Below are 17,954 nucleotides of genomic sequence, written 5' to 3'. Positions count from 1 at the left end.
AATTAAAGGAAAATGTCATGGCAGATCGTCCAATTCGTCAGGCTTTATTGAGTGTTTCTGATAAAACCGGTATCGTAGAATTTGCTCAAGGTTTAGTACAGCGTGGTGTAAAGCTACTTTCCACAGGCGGTACCGCAAAATTGTTGGAGCAACATGGTTTGCCGGTGACTGAAGTGTCTGATTATACGGGGTTTCCAGAAATGATGGACGGTCGTGTGAAAACCTTGCATCCAAAAGTACATGGTGGGATTCTTGGCCGTCGTGGTACAGATGATGCCATCATGCAGCAACATGGCATTGAAGGCATTGATATGGTTGTCGTGAATTTATATCCGTTTGCAGCCACTGTGGCTAAACCAAATTGTACCTTGGCTGATGCGGTAGAAAATATCGATATCGGTGGCCCAACCATGGTTCGTTCTGCAGCGAAAAATCATAAAGATGTGGCGATCGTGGTGAATAATCATGATTTCAATGCAATTCTTGCAGAGATGGATAAACATCAAAACAGCCTAACACTTGAAACTCGTTTTGACCTTGCGATTAAAGCATTTGAACATACCGCTCAATATGATTCCATGATTGCCAACTATTTTGGACAAATGGTGAAACCATATCATGTGGCAGAGGAAGAAGATGCCAATGCGAAGTGCGGTCAATTTCCACGGACTTTAAACCTTAACTTCGTGCGTAAACAAACCATGCGTTACGGCGAAAACGCCCATCAAAATGCTGCTTTCTATGTTGATTTAAATGTGAAAGAGGCGAGCGTGGCTACGGCTAATCAACTCCAAGGTAAGGCTTTGTCTTACAATAATATTGCAGACACCGATGCAGCACTTGAATGTGTGAAAGAATTTGATGAGCCAGCTTGTGTGATTGTTAAACACGCTAATCCATGCGGTGTGGCTTTAGGTAAAGATATTTTAGACGCCTATAATCGCGCTTACCAAACCGATCCAACTTCTGCATTTGGCGGCATTATTGCTTTCAACCGTGAATTAGACGAAAAAACTGCGAATGAAATTGTGGAGCGCCAATTCGTTGAAGTAATTATTGCGCCGAAAGTTTCTGCTGAAGCGCAAGAAGTCGTGAAACGTAAGAAAAATGTTCGTTTGCTTGAATGTGGTGAATGGACTTCTCGTTCCGAACGTTTGGATTTCAAACGTGTAAACGGCGGTTTATTAGTACAAGATGCGGATTTAGGCATGGTTGGTGTGGATGATTTAAAAGTAGTGAGTAAACGTCAACCAACTGAACAAGAATTAAAAGACTTATTGTTCTGCTGGAAAGTGGCGAAGTTCGTGAAATCTAATGCCATTGTTTATGCCAAAGACAATCAAACTATCGGCATTGGTGCAGGCCAAATGAGCCGCGTATATTCTGCCAAGATTGCGGGTATTAAGGCTCAGGATGAAGGTTTAACTGTAGCCGGTTGTGTGATGGCATCTGATGCGTTTTTCCCATTCCGTGACGGTATTGATGCGGCGGCGAAAGTAGGTATTCAATGTGTTATCCATCCGGGTGGATCAATGCGCGATCAAGAAGTCATTGATGCGGCGGATGAACATAATATGGTGATGGTATTAACTGGAATGCGTCATTTTAGACATTAATTTATCTAACTATCCCCCTCTTTAGCAAAGAGGGGAAGGGGAGATTTGGCAGAAGTGATTTCAAGCTCATACTAAATTCAATATCGTTTAAATCTCCCCCTAGCCCCCTCTTTACAAAAGATGGGGAATTACAGAAAAAAATAGCCGCACTTTTTTAAATTAGGCATACGCAAGGACTACAACATGAATATCCTTATCATCGGAAATGGCGGTCGTGAACACGCCTTGGCTTGGAAAGCAGCACAATCTCCACTAGCAGATAACGTTTTTGTCGCACCGGGCAATGCGGGTACCGCATTGGAGCACAAAGTAAAAAACGTAAACATTTCTGCGACTGATGTTCCCGCATTAGTAAAATTTGCTCAAGATAATCAAATTGGATTAACCATTGTTGGTCCTGAAGCACCGCTAGTGATTGGTGTGGTGGATGCATTTCGTGAGGCTGGATTGAAGATTTTTGGTCCAACTAAAGCAGCAGCACAATTGGAAGGTTCAAAGGCATTCACTAAAGATTTCCTCGCTCGTCACAAAATCCCAACGGCAGAATATCAAAACTTCACTGAAGTAGAACCTGCATTGGCATACTTGCGAGAAAAAGGTGCACCAATTGTCGTAAAAGCAGATGGTTTGGCGGCGGGCAAAGGGGTCATCGTTGCAATGACATTGCAGGAAGCGGAAGAGGCTGTGTGTGATATGCTTTCTGGCAATGCCTTTGGTGAAGCAGGTAGCCGAGTGGTGATTGAAGAGTTTCTAGATGGCGAAGAAGCCAGTTTTATTGTTATGGTAGATGGTAAAAATGTCGAACCTATGGCAACTAGTCAAGATCATAAACGCATGGGCGAAAATGATACAGGTTTAAATACTGGTGGTATGGGCGCGTATTCACCTGCACCAGTAGTGACACCAGAAATTCATGATCGCATTATGCGTGAAGTGATTTATCCAACAGTTAATGGCATGGCAGCGGAAGGCAATGTTTATACAGGTTTCTTGTATGCTGGTTTGATGATCATGCCAAATGGTCAGCCGAAAGTGATCGAATTTAACTGTCGTTTCGGTGATCCGGAAACTCAACCGATCATGTTGCGTTTGGAGTCGGATTTGGTGGAGCTTTGTCTTAAGGCTTGTGATGGCAAGTTGGATGAAGTGAAATCCCAATGGAATCCAAAATCTTCCTTAGGGATTGTTTTGGCGGCTGAAGGCTATCCAGGCGATTATCGCAAGGGCGATGAAATCACCGGTTTGCCACAAAGAGCGGTCGAAAATGAGAAAGTTTTCTTAGCGGGCGTTGCAGAACAAGAAGGCAAATTAGTCACGAACGGCGGTCGCGTGCTTTGTGTTACTGCGTTAGGTGAAAGCGTATTTGAAGCACAACAAAAAGCCTTAAAACTCGCTGAGCAAATTCAATGGTCTGGACGTTTTTATCGTCGAGACATTGGTTACAGAGCTGTGGAACGAGAGTTCCAAAAATAATTCATATTATTATGATGAATTAATTTCATTTAAGTGATGAAAATTTAGGAATGAAATTTTAATTAAGTTTTTATCCATAAACAGGTAAACTATACATAAATAATGCAAACAACGAGGAAAACACAATGTTTAAAAAAAGTATGAACATCGCTGATTACGATCCGGTTCTATGGCAAGCCATTCAGGACGAAAATCGTCGTCAAGAAGAGCATATTGAGCTTATTGCATCTGAAAACTATGCAAGCCCACGCGTAATGGAAGCTCAAGGTTCTCAGTTTACTAACAAATATGCAGAAGGCTATCCAGGTAAACGTTACTACGGCGGTTGTGAGTACGCAGACATTGTGGAGCAGTTGGCGATTGATCGCGCGAAAGAGTTATTTGGTGCGGATTATGTGAACGTACAACCACACTCAGGTTCACAAGCGAATGCGGCAGTATATGGTGCATTAATCAATGCAGGCGATACTATTTTAGGGATGGATTTAGCACACGGCGGTCACTTAACTCATGGGGCGAAAGTGAGCTTCTCCGGTAAAATCTATAATTCTGTACTGTATGGTATCACTGCAGATGGTTTAATCGATTATGAAGATGTCCGTCAAAAAGCATTAGAACATAAACCAAAAATGATCGTGGCAGGTTTCTCTGCTTATTCTCAAGTGGTAGATTGGAAAAAAATGCGTGAAATCGCTGATGAAGTGGGCGCGTATTTATTCGTTGATATGGCTCACGTTGCGGGCTTAATCGCAGCAGGTTTATATCCAAATCCATTACCATACGCACACGTTGTAACAACCACCACTCATAAAACTTTAGGTGGTCCACGTGGTGGTTTAATCCTTTCTTCTTGTGGTGATGAAGAGCTTTATAAACGCTTACAATCTTCTGTTTTCCCTGCAAACCAAGGTGGTCCATTAGTGCACATTATTGCGGCGAAAGCAGTATGTTTCAAAGAAGCATTAGAGCCAGCGTATAAAGAATACCAAGCAAACGTGATTAAAAATGCGAAAGCAATGGTAGAAGTGTTTAAACAACGTGGTTATGATGTGGTTTCAAATGGCACAGAAAACCATTTATTCTTAGTCAGTTTCATCAAACAAGGCTTAACAGGTAAAGCAGCAGATGCAGCGCTAGGTAAAGCAAATATTACTGTGAATAAAAATGCTGTACCAAACGATCCTCAAAAACCATTTGTTACTTCAGGTATCCGTGTAGGTACACCATCTGTGACTCGCCGTGGTTTCAATGAAAATGATGTGCGTGAATTAGCCGGTTGGATGTGCGATGTATTAGATGCATTAGGCAAAGAAAACGAAGAACAAGTGATTGCAACAACCAAAGAAAAAGTATTGGCAATCTGCAAACGTCTTCCTGTTTACGCATAATGCTGATTCAGCTTTTATTTGTGATGTTAGCGGCGGTAAATATCGCCGCTTATTTTTTAATGTGGAAAGATAAAGTCCGCGCGGTTCGTCACGGCTGGCGAATTTCTGAAAATACCTTCTTCCTATTAAGTCTTCTCGGTGGTTTTATTGGTGTTTATTGCGGGATGAAACGCTTTCGCCATAAAACCAAACACTTCAGTTTTAAATTTGTTGTTATTCTTAGTGGCTTTATTTGGTTCATCTTAATACCTTATTGGTATTTCTTTCTTGAGTAGTTTTAAATTTAGAATAACTTTTATCAATGAAAATAAAAAAGCCTAGAGATATTCTCTAGGCTTTTTAGTACATAATTTATTTAAAAATGAGGCGTCTTTTTCTGCTTTTCTTCACTTGTGAAATAGTGATTAACCCCAACACAAGGATATAAACAGCAAAAATAAACACGAGCCATTGCACCATAGTAATACCGAAGAGTGACCATTGACTTTCGTTACAGCTACCTGTCGGATTGAAGACTGCGGGTAGCCATTTATGGAATGGTAAAGTTTCCGGAAAGTTAGGTATAAATTCACATTGTTTCCACGGTGCAGGGTTCATTTGTAAATCAAGGTGACGGATAGATATCATTAATCCTTTAATTGCACTAAATAAACCCACAATAAGAGCAAGAATGCGGATAATAAGCGAACTTGGGGCTAAGGCGCCGATAAGACCAGCGACGAATAAACCCACAACAGCTAAACGTTCATAAACACAAAGTACGCAGGGTTGTAACCCCATGCCGTATTGAAAATAAAGTGCGGTCGATTCTAAGGCAAATGCGGTAAATGCCAAAAAGATCCACGCTGAACGTTTAAGGGATAATTGCTTAAAAAAGTCGAGCATTCTTTCTCCTTATGCTTCACTAAATAGGAAGAATTAAGCCAAGGTTCGCAAGCCAAATTGTCATGTCTGGTAAGATAAATTCGATAGCAAGGAATCCCACGATTGTTAATATGATAGTATAAGGTAATGCCATATAGACCATTCTGCCATAAGAAAGTTTAATTAATGGCGCAAGAGACGATGTTAGTAAGAACAAGAATGCGGCTTGACCGTTTGGCGTTGCTACAGAAGGTAAGTTTGTACCTGTATTGATTGCGACCGCAAGTAATTCAAATTGGTGTGGTGCAATTGATCCAGCTGTAAGCGCATTTTTCGCTTCATTGATGTAAACCGTTGCAACGAATACGTTATCAGAAATCGCAGAAAGTAATCCATTGAAACCATAAAACAAGGCTAACTGTGTCTTCTCTTCTGCACTTAATACAAAGTGAATAATTGGAGCGAAGAGTTTTTGATCGATAATCACGGCAACAATAGAGAAGAATACGACTAATAATGCAGTGAAAGGTAAGCTTTCTTGGAATGATTTACCAATAGCATGTTCATCGGTTACACCAGTAAAAGTCGTTGCAAGAATAATTACACTTAAACCGATTAAACCTACAGCCGCTAAGTGAAAGGCTAAGCCTAAAATTAACCAAATCGCAATAAGAGCTTGAACAGAAAGGCGAATTTTATCTTGTTTAGACATTTTTTGTGTATTTTCACGATCTAAATCGGCCAAGATTTTCCATACTTCTTCTGGTAATTTTTCGCCATAGCCGAATACTTTAAATTTTTCAATCAAAATACATGTGAGTAGTCCACAGATAAATACAGGGATAGTCACTGGCGCCATACGGAAGAAGAACTCAATAAAATTCCATTTTGCTTGTTCTGCAATGATTAGGTTTTGAGGTTCACCTACCATGGTCATGACACCACCGAGCGCAGTTCCCACGCCCGCATGCATCATTAAACTACGTAAGAAAGCACGAAATTTTTCTAAGGTTTCATGATTTTTGATTTTATTATCATCGGAAATATCAACTGCATCTTGCAGTGTTTTGCCTGATGCAACTTTGTGATAAACCCCATAGAAACCCATGGCGACACTGATGATTACAGCGACAACAGTTAGGGCATCTAAGAAAGCTGAAAGAAATGCCGCACTAAAGCAGAAGGCGACAGAAAGTACAATTTTAGAACGGATACGAACTAATAATTTGGTGAACACATAAAGTAAAAGCTGCTTCATAAAATAAATACCGGCCACCATAAAGATTAAAAGTAAGATCACTTCAAAGTTAGCCATAATTTCTGCTTTAACGTGTTCTACATTTGTCATACCGATAGCAATTGCTTCAATAGCTAACAAACCACCAGGTTGAAGAGGGTAGCATTTTAATGCCATAGCAAGTGTAAAAATAAATTCAGCAACTAGAACCCAACCAGCGATAAACGGACTAATCCAAAAGAACAAAATAGGGTTAATGATTAGGAAAGAAATAATCGTTAATTTATACCAATCTGGACTAGAACCCAGAAAATTTTTCATAAATGCTTGTGTATAAGTCATAGCTAACTCCATTTTTTATAGTCTTTACATTGTAATATATACGGCTTTAAAGGATAATAGTTCAGTGAAAGATTTATTGAATAAATCACATTTTTTTTGATCTTTTTAAACTTTTTAATATTTATGCAAACAGATAGCTCTCTTTTACGTGCTCAAAGTCCTGCTGCTTTAGCTGAAGAATACATAGTAAAAAGTATTTGGGATGATGTATTTCCTGCAGGCACCAATCTTCCTTCTGAGCGTGATTTAGCTGATAAAATTGGTGTAACACGCACGACATTACGCGAAGTATTGCAGCGTTTGGCTCGTGATGGCTGGCTTACCATTCAACACGGCAAGCCTACGAAAGTCAATGATATTTGGGATACAGCGGGTCCAAGCATCATTGAAACCTTAATTACCTTAGATCGCCAAAGCGCACCGTTAATCATTGAAAATATGCTGTCATTGCGTAGTCGCATGTCGGAATTTTATATTTATGAGGCAGTAAAAAATTCGCCTAAAGCCTCAGCAGCTTTGTTCAAAGGAATGGATGTTTTAGAAAATACTGCTGAAAGCTACATGGAATTTGACTATGCCTTATTTCGTCAGTTTACAGTAATGGCGAATAAACCTTTCTATCGTTTGATTTTCAATAGCTTACGTGGGGTTTATCATAAAATTGGTTTGCTATTCTTTAGTGACGAAAAACATCGCCAAGTGACACATGATTTTTATGTCGAGTTGCGTGATATTTGTGAAAAAGGTCAATCCGATTTAGTGGTGGAATGTATTCGTAAACACAAGCAAGTGACTTCCGCCTACTGGCGATCCATTTTAGAAAGTTTGCCGAAAGATTTAACAACAGAATAATATTAAAAGTGCGGTTGACAATGACCGCACTTTTTCCTTATATCAAAGACTCAATATTATGCGTATTCCAAGAATTTATCATCCAGAATTCCTTAAAAATCAATCTACTTGCCAACTTTCAGAGGATGCGGCTAATCATGTAGGGCGAGTACTTCGCATGACTGAAGGTGAGCAAATAGAATTATTTGATGGTAGTAATCATATTTATCCAGCAAAAATTATTGAAGCGAGCAAAAAAGCCGTTAAAGTGGAAATTCTTGGTTGTGAATTAAGTGATAAGGAGTCGAATTTATCGATTCATTTAGGGCAGGTTATTTCACGCGGCGATCGAATGGAATTTACCATTCAAAAATCAGTAGAGTTGGGCGTGAATGTGATTACACCATTATGGTCAGAACGCTGTGGGGTGAAGTTGGATGGTGAACGTATGGATAAGAAAATCCAACAATGGCAAAAAATTGCTATTGCGGCTTGTGAACAATGTGGCCGTAACGTTGTGCCAGAAATTCGTCCGTTAATGAAATTACAAGATTGGTGTGCTGAAAACGATGGTGCGCTGAAATTGAATTTACATCCAAGAGCCCAATATTCAATTAAAACCTTGCCTTCTATTCCAAAAGAAGGTGTTCGTTTGCTTATTGGTTCAGAAGGCGGTTTATCACCTCAAGAAATCGCTCAAACTGAACAACAAGGATTTACTGAAATTTTATTAGGAAAGCGTGTGTTACGTACAGAAACAGCCTCTTTAGCGGCGATTAGTGCGTTGCAAATTTGTTTTGGAGATTTGGGATAATGATGGATTTACAAGGGCAATTTTTAATTGCGATGCCACAGTTGGACGATTATTTCCAAAATACCGTGGTGTATATGTGTGAGCATAATGAGCAAGGTTCGATGGGGTTAGTAATTAATCAACCCACTGATTTAAGCATTGCTGAGTTGTATTCAAAAATGAATTTTATGATGAAAAATGACCGCACTTTTAGCAATGAACTTGTACTTGCGGGTGGCCCAGTACATTCTGAGCGTGGTTTTATTCTGCATAAGAAAACCGCGAAAGAATTTGAGCATAGTTATAAAATTACCGATGAGATGTTTCTGACCACTTCGGCAGATATTGTGGAAACCTTTGGTTCAGAGGATGCGCCCGAAAAATATCTTGTTGCGCTCGGTTGTGCAAGTTGGACAGCAGGACAGTTAGAACAAGAGATTGCAGATAATGCGTGGTTAGTGGCACCTGCGTCAGATACTATTTTATTTGAAACCATTTATGAAGATCGTTATCCTGCCGCGAATCAATTATTAGGGATTAATCCTCATAATTTTGTTTTTTCACAAGTGGGGCACAGTTAATGGGCATCACAGCAATTGCATTTGATTTCGGTACAAAAAGCATCGGTTGTGCAGTCGGGCAAAGTATCACGGGTACAGCGCAAGCATTACCAGCATTTAAAGCGCAAGATGGCATACCCAATTGGGATGCTATTGAAAAATGCTTAAAAGACTGGAAACCCGATGTCATTGTGGTGGGATTGCCTTTAAATATGGATGGTACCGAGCAAGATTTAACACTTCGTGCGAAAAAATTTGCCAACCGCTTAAATAGTCGTTTCGGTATCAAAGTAGAACTGCAAGATGAGCGCTTAACGACGGTTTCTGCGCGAGATGAAATTTTCCAACGTGGCGGTTATCGCGCCCTTAATAAAGGTAAAGTCGATGGAATTTCTGCTTGCTTGATTTTAGAAAGTTGGTTTGAAAACTATTCAGAATAAGTCAAAAATAAACCGCACTTTAATGTGCGGTTTGTTGTATTTATGAGTTTATTTTTTTATCCAAATCAGACTCGCCATTCTTCCTGTTTTGCCATCTCGACGATAGGAAAAGAAGCTCTCTTTTTCAGTGAATGTGCAATGCTCCCCACCGTAAATTTGGGTAATACCTAATTTATTGAGGCGTTGTGTGGCGATTTGATAAAGATTGCCGAGGTATTTTCCTACTTCATTCGGATCGGGTCGAAAAGCTGTTTCTGAAATCGGGTCAAAAGCCATAAATTGCTCAATCACTTCTTTGCCCACTTGGAATGCATTAGGGCCGATAGCAGGCCCAAACCACGCAATAATCTCTTCGGGGGCAGATTGGAAACATTTCACCGTTTCTTCTAATGCACCATCACAGAGTCCACGCCAGCCCGCATGTGCCGCAGCCACTTCAGTCCCTTGCTTATTGGTGAATAAAACCGGTAAGCAATCAGCTGTCATCACCAAGCATACTTGGTTCGGTTGATTGGTATAAACCGCATCAGCCTCTAAATTATTACCTTCATAAGGCACCGTGATTACACGAGTGCTGTGCGTTTGAGTTAAAAACAACGGGAAATGTGGCAGATTAAATTTTTCGACCAGTAAAGTGCGGTTAGTTTTGACTGCACTTTTATCATCTTCGACATGATCACCCAAATTGAAACTATCGAAAGGCGGCAGGCTTACGCCACCTTCTCTTGTGGTTGTAAAAGCTTGGATATGTGGTGGAACATTCCAGTTTGGAACAATGGTTTTCATCTTAATAATCCAATTCGTCTTTGTGTTCGAGGTAATCCGCTTTTAAGGCATGCAGTAATTTGACAAAGTCATCTGGCAATGGGGCATACCATTCCATCATTTCACCTGTGATAGGATGAGCTAAACGCAACATAACCGCATGTAGGGCTTGGCGTTTAAAATTGCGTAGCACCTCAGTGAAGGCTTCGCTTGCATTTTTAGGTGGGCGAGGACGGCCTCCGTAAGTTTGATCACCTAATAATGGATGTGCGATATGCGCCATGTGCACACGAATTTGGTGAGTACGACCCGTTTCTAAACGTAAGCGTAAGCGGGTGTAATTACGGAAATTTTCCATGATGCGATAGTGCGTCACAGCAGGTTTTCCCATTGGGTGAACAGCCATCAGTGTACGTTTTGTCGCATGGCGAGCCATGGGTTGGTCTACGGTTCCACCTTTGGTCATAATGCCACTTGCAACAGCCTCGTATTCACGAGTGATCTTACGTTTTTGTAAGTCACGTACGAGTTTGGTTTGTGCAGGAATGGTTTTGGCAACAACCATGAGACCCGTTGTGTCTTTATCTAAACGATGCACAATCCCTGCACGCGGTACTTCGGCAATAGGTGGATAGTGATAGAGTAGCGCGTTAAGTACCGTGCCATTTGGATTTCCAGCACCTGGGTGAACCACAAGATCTTTAGGTTTATTAATCACGATAATATCGTCATCTTCATAAACAATATTGAGCGGAATATTTTGTGGTTCAAAACGGTTTTCATCTTCTACTTCTACTGAAATTTCAATTTGCTCTCCGCCATAAACTTTAGTACGAGGAATATCGGCAATTTCATCGTTCATTTTTACCTGTTTTGCTTCAATCCAGGTTTTTAAACGTGAACGAGAATATTCAGGGAACAACTCTGCGAGGGTTTGGTCTAAACGTTGTCCCATTTGTTCGGGCTGAATTTCAGCCGTTAAGGTAATTTGTGGCATAAACAATCCATCTAAAAATTTAAAAAGTTGGCTTATTGTGTAATGTTCTATACAATATTCGCTAATTGTAACTTATTTATTGATTTTCGTAAAAATTAAGGAAAAAGAATGCATAAAATAAAATCTTTCGCACTTATTGCTATGACTTCATTGGCTATTATGGCTTGTAGTGGTAAGAAAGAAGTAGAACAATCTTCAGTTGATGAGCTTTATGCAAAAGGCTCATCTGCTTTGCAAGAAGGTAGCTATAAAGAATCAATTCGTTATTTAAATGCAACAACAGAACGTTTTCCAGGCAGTACTTATCAAGAACAAGCTATGCTTGATTTAATTTATGCAAACTATAAAGCACAAGATTATACGGCAACATTAGTGACAGTAGATAATTATCTACACCAATTTCCACAAAGTCCAAACCGTGACTATGCCGTCTATATGGCAGGGTTAACAAATTTAGCAACTGCTGATAATGTGGTTCAAGATTTTTTTGGCATCGATCGTGCAACGCGTGAAACAACATCTATGAAAACTGCATTTTCTAACTTTCAAAGTTTAGTTAGTGCATTCCCGAATAGTCCATATTCACAAGATGCGGTAGCACGTATGGCGTATATCAAAGACTCATTAGCGCGTCATGAGTTAGAGATTGCGAAATTCTATGCAAAACGTGATGCATGGGTCGCAGTATCAAATCGTGTAGTGGGTATGTTGCAACAATATCCTGATGCTCAAGCGACTTATGAAGGTTTATTCTTAATGAAAGAAGCATATGATCGAATGGGTTTACAGCAATTAGCGGATCAAACGCAGAAAGTAATTGAAGCGAACAAGGATAAAAAATTTACTGAAATAAAGAAACCTGACGATTCAGATTTAATTCAACCAATTAAAAAATAGTTTATATGTTGTTTATAATCTAGAAGTAAAAAGCAAATTATTTAAAATAAAAGCTAGTCAAATTGATCAAATTGAGCTAGTATAAATTTAAAAGATTTCCTGGGGTGTTCGTGGATGGGTTATGTCCCTGAGCCGATACTTAAAATCTTATAAATCGGTTTCCCGTCATTGGTGTGTAGGCTTGACCTTTGACTTTGTCATTGGGCTAAAGAAACCTAAAAATGACCTTACCGGTTTCCTTGAACCATCGGGTTCAAGGACTACTACTCGTAGCGGCACTCTGGGGCTTTCCTTTAAAATCCATTCTTTCTAATCGAATGAAATCAACACAGCAAACGCTTCGCAATCAACTCCGTCAACAAATTCGTAAAACGCGAGCAAATTTGGCCGCACTTCAGCAACAACAGGCGGAAGATTCCATCACTCAACAAGCTCTTGTATTAATTGAAGAACGAAATGCGCAGCATATTGCCCTGTATGTTTCCTTTGATGGAGAAATCTCCACAGATAAACTTATTAAAACCCTTTGGGCACAAGATAAGCACGTTTATTTGCCGGTATTGCACCCTTTCAATCCTAATCATCTTTTGTTCTTGCGTTATTTGCCAGATACACCAATGCTGAAAAATAAATTTGGCATTTTGGAGCCAAAACTCAATGTGCAAAACGTATTGCCTTTGGATGAATTAGATATTCTTTTTACACCACTTGTCGCTTTTGATAAACAAGGGAATCGTCTTGGTATGGGCGGTGGTTTTTATGACCGAACTTTACAGAATTGGCAAAATGCTTCTTTTATTCCTGTGGGATTAGCCCATCAATGTCAGCAAGTTGAACAGCTCCCAATAGAAGCCTGGGACGTGCCTCTTCACCGAATTTTAGTTGCTTAAACCTATCAAGAAATAAAATTTGATAGAAGAAATTAAAAATAGTCGATTTTTTCTCTTGAAATGCCAAAAAAGGATCTTATTTAATTACTCATAAAGGGGATGACCCAAGAATTTTATGCAGGAGAAGATATGAATATTGAAAAATTTACCACAAAATTCCAACAAGCACTCAGTGAAGCACAGTCATTAGCGCTTGGTAAAGATAATCAGTTTATCGAACCAGTGCATTTATTGACCGCACTTTTAAATCAACAAGACGGTTCAATTGCACCGATTTTGACAGCAAGTGGCGTGAATGTGGCGTTATTACGTAATGAATTAAACGCCGAATTGAATAAGTTGCCACAAGTGTCGGGTAATGGCGGAGATGTGCAAATTTCTCGTCAATTACTCAACTTATTGAATTTATGTGACAAATTAGCACAACAAAAACAAGATAAATTTATTTCCAGTGAGTTGTTCTTATTGGCAGCGCTTGAAGAGCGAGGCACATTAAATGACATTTTGAAAAAATGTGGTGCAAAAAAAGAACAAATTTTACAAGCGATTCAACATATTCGCGGAGGACAAAGCGTGAACGATCAAAATGCAGAAGAAAGCAGACAAGCTCTTGAAAAATATACTATTGATTTAACCGCTCGTGCTGAAAGTGGCAAACTTGACCCAGTTATTGGTCGTGATGAAGAAATTCGTCGAGCGATTCAAGTATTGCAACGTCGTACCAAAAATAACCCTGTATTAATCGGTGAGCCTGGTGTAGGTAAAACCGCTATCGTGGAAGGTTTAGCACAACGTATTGTTAATGGTGAAGTGCCTGAAGGCTTAAAAAACAAACGTGTACTTTCTTTAGATATGGGCGCACTGATTGCCGGTGCGAAATACCGCGGTGAATTTGAAGAGCGCTTAAAAGCTGTTTTAAATGAGTTATCAAAAGAAGAAGGTCGCGTAATCCTCTTTATTGATGAAATCCATACCATGGTTGGTGCAGGTAAAACTGATGGTGCGATGGATGCAGGTAACTTATTAAAACCAAGTTTAGCACGTGGTGAATTACACTGTGTGGGGGCAACTACATTAGACGAATATCGTCAATATATCGAGAAAGATGCCGCACTTGAGCGTCGTTTCCAAAAAGTCTTTGTGGATGAGCCAAGTGTCGAAGATACCATTGCGATCTTACGTGGTTTGAAAGAGCGTTATGAGATCCATCACCATGTAGATATTACTGACCCGGCAATCGTGGCAGCAGCAACGCTTTCACACCGTTATATTTCCGATCGTCAATTGCCGGATAAAGCCATCGACTTAATCGATGAAGCTGCTTCGAGCATCCGTATGGAAATTGACTCTAAACCAGAGCCGCTCGATCGTCTTGAACGTCGTATTATCCAATTAAAATTGGAACAACAAGCATTACAAAAAGAAGAAGACGAAGCAAGCCGTAAACGTTTAGAGATGTTAGAAAAAGAGCTTGCTGATAAAGAACGTGAATACGCTGAACTTGAAGAAGTTTGGAAATCAGAAAAAGCGACCCTTTCAGGTTCACAACACATCAAACAAGAGTTAGATGCGGCGAAAACTGAAATGGAACAAGCGCGTCGTGCAGGTGATTTAAATAAAATGTCTGAGCTTCAATACGGTCGCATTCCTGAATTGGAAAAACAACTTGCTGCCGCTGAAACTAGCGAAGGCAAAGAAATGACCTTATTGCGCTATCGTGTAACTGATGAAGAAATTGCCGAAGTGCTTTCTAAAGCAACAGGTATTCCTGTTTCTAAAATGATGGAAGGCGAGAAAGAAAAACTTTTACGCATGGAAGAAGAATTGCATAAACGCGTGATCGGTCAAGAAGAAGCAGTCGATGCCGTAGCAAACGCGATTCGTCGTAGCCGTGCAGGGCTTTCTGATCCTAACCGTCCAATTGGTTCATTCTTATTCTTAGGACCAACTGGTGTAGGTAAAACAGAGCTTTGCAAAACTTTGGCGAAATTCCTCTTTGACAGCGAAGATGCGATGGTGCGTATCGATATGTCAGAGTTTATGGAAAAACACAGCGTATCTCGTTTAGTGGGTGCACCTCCAGGCTACGTAGGCTATGAAGAAGGTGGTTACTTAACTGAAGCGGTGCGTCGTCGTCCATATTCGGTGATTTTGTTAGATGAAGTGGAAAAAGCCCATGCGGACGTATTCAATATCTTATTACAAGTGTTGGATGATGGTCGTTTAACTGATGGTCAAGGCCGTACAGTAGACTTCCGTAATACCGTGGTGATTATGACCTCTAACTTGGGTTCTGATTTAATCCAAGGTAGCAAAGACGAAAGCTATGGTGAAATGAAAGCCTTAGTGATGTCAGTGGTGAGCCAACATTTCCGTCCGGAATTCATCAACCGTATTGATGAAACTGTGGTATTCCATCCGCTTGGTAAAGAAAATATCCGTGCGATTGCAAGCATCCAATTAGAACGTCTAGCAAAACGTATGGAAACTCGTGGTTACGAATTAGTGTTTACCGAAGCGTTATTAGATTTCATTGGTGAAGTGGGTTATGACCCAATTTATGGGGCTCGTCCATTAAAACGAGCAATCCAACAAGAGATCGAAAACAGCTTGGCACAACAAGTTCTATCTGGTCAATTATTACCAGGTAAAGTGGTCACAGTGGATTATGTGGATGGCAAAGTTCAAGCCAGACAATAAGCTCTAAAATGAAAAGCCATTTAGTGAAAGCTAAATGGCTTTTTTATGCTTTGGTAAAAGATAAAATAGGGTAGAATGACGCTGTTTATAGCGTATAAAAATGAGGAAAAAAATGACCGCACTTTTAAAAATAGGTTTGGTTTCAGTATCAGATCGCGCATCAAGTGGTGTGTATCAAGATCAAGGGATTCCTGAATTACAACAATGGTTAGAACAAGCGTTGATGGATCCTTTTGAAGTGGAAACTCGATTAATTCCAGACGAGCAGCCATTAATTGAACAAACACTGAAAGAATTAGTAGATGAGCACCATTGTCATTTAGTGCTCACAACAGGTGGTACAGGGCCTGCAAAACGTGATGTGACACCTGATGCCACGTTAGCGGTAGCTGATCGTGAAATGCCTGGATTTGGCGAGCAAATGCGTCAAGTGAGTTTACATTTTGTGCCGACAGCGATTTTATCTCGTCAAGTTGGTGTGATTCGTAAAAATAGTTTGATTTTGAATTTACCGGGTCAGCCAAAAGCCATCAAAGAGACTTTAGAAGGCGTGAAAGATGATCAAGGCAAAGTCTTAGTGAAAGGGATTTTTAGTGCTGTGCCTTACTGCTTGCAATTAATCGATGGTATTTATATTGATACCAAGCCTGAAGTGATTACAAGCTTCCGACCGAAAGCCGCACGTCGCGAAAATTTGGAGAAATAAGATGAAAAAAATCGAAGCCATTATTAAGCCATTTAAATTAGATGATGTGCGTGAAAATTTATCTGATATCGGCATTAGCGGAATGACCGTGACTGAAGTACGTGGTTTTGGTCGTCAAAAAGGACATACAGAGCTTTATCGTGGTGCAGAATATATGGTGGATTTTCTGCCTAAAGTGAAAATTGAAATAGTCGTGCCAGATGATTTGCTTGAACAATGCCTTGAAACCATTGTTGAAACCTGCCAAACAGGCAAAATAGGTGATGGAAAGATCTTTGTTTATGATGTAGAACGTGTGATTCGTATTCGTACAGGCGAAGAAAATGAGGAAGCCATTTAGTGGAAAAAAACTTAAATTTTAACCGCACTGTCGTCGCTATGGCGGCTTTAGTGATTGTGTTTGCGGGAATTAAACTGGCGGCAGAGATTGTCGTGCCTTTTTTATTGGCATTATTTATCGCCATTATTTGTTCACCCGTGATTAAAGCAATGACACAACGCAAAGTACCACATGGTATTGCAATTGCCTTGTTATTTATTTTGATTTTAATTGTATTCTTTTTCTTGGCGGGATTAATTAACAGCAGTGTGCAGGAATTTACACGTTCTATTCCGCAATATAAAGTGCTACTTTCAGAGCGTATAAATGACGTCATGGCGTTAGCTCAAAAACTGAAATTGCCGATTGTGATTTCTCGCGAAGCCATTATGGAGCATTTTGATCCGAGCGTGATCATGAACTTTGTGAGCCGTTTGTTATTAAACTTTTCTGGCGTGGTTACGAATGTTTTTGTGTTGATTTTAGCAGTGATTTTTATGCTGCTTGAAGCACCAACCATGAAGCATAAACTTGCGTTAGTTTTAAGTGCCAATGAACATGATGTTGTTGCGGAAGAGCATCACATTGATCGTATTTTAGACGGTGTGATTAGTTATCTTGGTGTGAAAACGGTGACAAGTTTGTTGACGGGTGTTGCGACTTGGATTTTGTTGGATGTAACGGGGGTGCAATATGCGATTTTATGGGCAACCTTAAGCTTCCTATTAAATTATATTCCGAATATCGGTTCAATTATTGCCGCAGTGCCGATTGTGGTTCAGGCGTTATTACTGAATGGATTTGGTGTAGGAATGGGCGTAACCGTCGGTATTATTGTATTAAATATTGTGATCGGTAATATTATTGAACCGAAAATGATGGGAAAAACCTTAGGGCTTTCTACCTTGGTCGTATTCTTTTCATTACTTTTCTGGGGATGGTTACTTGGTACGGTAGGCATGTTGCTTTCAGTACCGCTGACAATGGCGTTTAAAATTACCCTGGAAAGTGCCGAATCAACGAAGAAATATGCAGCTTTATTAGGTGATGTAAACGAATAAAGTGCGGTCAAAAAGCACTTAATTTTAGCAATAAAAAAGCCACCATTATGGTGGCTTTCTTTTTATCTCATGTTC

At 39.9% G+C, this 17,954-nt stretch carries 18 protein-coding genes and 1 other RNA gene; 15 read left to right on the top strand and 4 right to left on the bottom strand.

Annotation, left to right across the window (positions count from 1 at the left end):
• The first annotated feature begins 17 nt into the window (after window positions 1-17).
• The 4 genes from purH (at window position 18) to EL215_RS00565 (ending at window position 4,752) form a co-directional block, all read left to right on the top strand.
• Window positions 18-1,616 (top strand): bifunctional phosphoribosylaminoimidazolecarboxamide formyltransferase/IMP cyclohydrolase, encoded by a 1,599-nt coding sequence (purH, locus tag EL215_RS00580; RefSeq protein WP_126469525.1) that lies wholly within the window; start codon window positions 18-20, stop codon window positions 1,614-1,616.
• 183 nt (window positions 1,617-1,799) lie between these two features.
• Window positions 1,800-3,089, top strand: coding sequence for a phosphoribosylamine--glycine ligase (gene purD, locus EL215_RS00575; protein ID WP_126469523.1), 1,290 nt, complete (start codon window positions 1,800-1,802; stop codon window positions 3,087-3,089).
• Window positions 3,090-3,214: 125 nt separating this feature from the next.
• Window positions 3,215-4,477, top strand: coding sequence for a serine hydroxymethyltransferase (glyA, locus tag EL215_RS00570; RefSeq protein WP_049357647.1), 1,263 nt, complete (start codon window positions 3,215-3,217; stop codon window positions 4,475-4,477).
• On the top strand, window positions 4,477-4,752 hold the full coding sequence (locus EL215_RS00565) for a DUF1294 domain-containing protein (RefSeq protein ID WP_049357648.1): 276 nt from the start codon (window positions 4,477-4,479) through the stop codon (window positions 4,750-4,752). Before glyA ends, EL215_RS00565 begins: the two co-directional genes overlap by 1 nt.
• 76 nt (window positions 4,753-4,828) lie before the next feature.
• On the opposite strand, the gene dsbB is transcribed toward EL215_RS00565, so the two are convergent.
• Both dsbB and nhaB read right to left on the bottom strand, forming a co-directional pair.
• Window positions 4,829-5,362, bottom strand: coding sequence for a disulfide bond formation protein DsbB (gene dsbB, locus EL215_RS00560; protein ID WP_126469521.1), 534 nt, complete (start codon window positions 5,360-5,362; stop codon window positions 4,829-4,831).
• Window positions 5,363-5,381: 19 nt separating this feature from the next.
• On the bottom strand, window positions 5,382-6,920 hold the full coding sequence (gene nhaB / locus EL215_RS00555; protein WP_126469519.1) for a Na(+)/H(+) antiporter NhaB: 1,539 nt from the start codon (window positions 6,918-6,920) through the stop codon (window positions 5,382-5,384).
• Between the two features lie 123 nt (window positions 6,921-7,043).
• On the opposite strand from nhaB, the gene fadR reads away from it, so the two are divergent.
• From fadR to ruvX, 4 genes are read left to right on the top strand one after another with little or no spacing between them, the layout of a single operon-like run.
• Window positions 7,044-7,772 carry a fatty acid metabolism transcriptional regulator FadR gene (gene fadR, locus EL215_RS00550; protein ID WP_126469517.1) on the top strand — a complete coding sequence of 243 codons (729 nt, stop codon included), beginning with the start codon at window positions 7,044-7,046 and terminating at the stop codon, window positions 7,770-7,772.
• A gap of 58 nt (window positions 7,773-7,830) precedes the next feature.
• Complete coding sequence (gene rsmE / locus EL215_RS00545) at window positions 7,831-8,565, top strand: 16S rRNA (uracil(1498)-N(3))-methyltransferase (protein ID WP_126469515.1); 735 nt, start codon at window positions 7,831-7,833, stop codon at window positions 8,563-8,565.
• Window positions 8,565-9,125: a YqgE/AlgH family protein gene (locus EL215_RS00540; RefSeq protein WP_126469513.1), complete on the top strand. Its 561-nt coding sequence runs from the start codon at window positions 8,565-8,567 to the stop codon at window positions 9,123-9,125. Before rsmE ends, EL215_RS00540 begins: the two co-directional genes overlap by 1 nt.
• The gene (ruvX, locus tag EL215_RS00535) at window positions 9,125-9,544 is read left to right on the top strand and encodes a Holliday junction resolvase RuvX (RefSeq protein WP_126469511.1); all 420 of its coding nucleotides are present in this window, start codon (window positions 9,125-9,127) and stop codon (window positions 9,542-9,544) included. The genes EL215_RS00540 and ruvX overlap by 1 nt, the downstream gene beginning before the upstream one ends.
• A gap of 48 nt (window positions 9,545-9,592) precedes the next feature.
• On the opposite strand, the gene pgeF is transcribed toward ruvX, so the two are convergent.
• Window positions 9,593-10,330 (bottom strand): peptidoglycan editing factor PgeF, encoded by a 738-nt coding sequence (gene pgeF, locus EL215_RS00530; protein ID WP_126469509.1) that lies wholly within the window; start codon window positions 10,328-10,330, stop codon window positions 9,593-9,595.
• Between the two features lies 1 nt (window position 10,331).
• Complete coding sequence (gene rluD, locus EL215_RS00525) at window positions 10,332-11,306, bottom strand: 23S rRNA pseudouridine(1911/1915/1917) synthase RluD (RefSeq protein ID WP_126469507.1); 975 nt, start codon at window positions 11,304-11,306, stop codon at window positions 10,332-10,334.
• Between the two features lie 108 nt (window positions 11,307-11,414).
• On the opposite strand from rluD, the gene EL215_RS00520 reads away from it, so the two are divergent.
• The 7 genes from EL215_RS00520 (at window position 11,415) to EL215_RS00490 (ending at window position 17,879) form a co-directional block, all read left to right on the top strand.
• A complete protein-coding gene (locus tag EL215_RS00520; protein WP_049357661.1) occupies window positions 11,415-12,203 on the top strand; it encodes an outer membrane protein assembly factor BamD in 789 nt (262 codons plus the stop codon).
• 93 nt (window positions 12,204-12,296) lie between these two features.
• Window positions 12,297-12,494: non-coding RNA, 6S RNA (gene ssrS / locus EL215_RS00515), on the top strand.
• Window positions 12,495-12,520: 26 nt separating this feature from the next.
• The gene (locus EL215_RS00510; protein WP_049357773.1) at window positions 12,521-13,093 is read left to right on the top strand and encodes a 5-formyltetrahydrofolate cyclo-ligase; all 573 of its coding nucleotides are present in this window, start codon (window positions 12,521-12,523) and stop codon (window positions 13,091-13,093) included.
• Window positions 13,094-13,222: 129 nt separating this feature from the next.
• Window positions 13,223-15,793 (top strand): ATP-dependent chaperone ClpB, encoded by a 2,571-nt coding sequence (gene clpB, locus EL215_RS00505; RefSeq protein ID WP_126469505.1) that lies wholly within the window; start codon window positions 13,223-13,225, stop codon window positions 15,791-15,793.
• Between the two features lie 112 nt (window positions 15,794-15,905).
• The gene (gene mog, locus EL215_RS00500) at window positions 15,906-16,499 is read left to right on the top strand and encodes a molybdopterin adenylyltransferase (RefSeq protein ID WP_126469503.1); all 594 of its coding nucleotides are present in this window, start codon (window positions 15,906-15,908) and stop codon (window positions 16,497-16,499) included.
• Between the two features lies 1 nt (window position 16,500).
• A complete protein-coding gene (gene glnB, locus EL215_RS00495; protein WP_049357665.1) occupies window positions 16,501-16,839 on the top strand; it encodes a nitrogen regulatory protein P-II in 339 nt (112 codons plus the stop codon).
• A complete protein-coding gene (locus EL215_RS00490; protein WP_126469501.1) occupies window positions 16,839-17,879 on the top strand; it encodes an AI-2E family transporter in 1,041 nt (346 codons plus the stop codon). Before glnB ends, EL215_RS00490 begins: the two co-directional genes overlap by 1 nt.
• Window positions 17,880-17,954 lie beyond the last annotated feature (75 nt).

It is taken from the genome of Haemophilus parainfluenzae (genome assembly GCF_900638025.1).
Classification (GTDB): Bacteria; Pseudomonadota; Gammaproteobacteria; order Enterobacterales; family Pasteurellaceae; genus Haemophilus_D; species Haemophilus_D parainfluenzae_J.
Note: the sequence above shows the minus strand (reverse complement) of the source record. Positions and strands in the feature narration are given on the sequence as shown.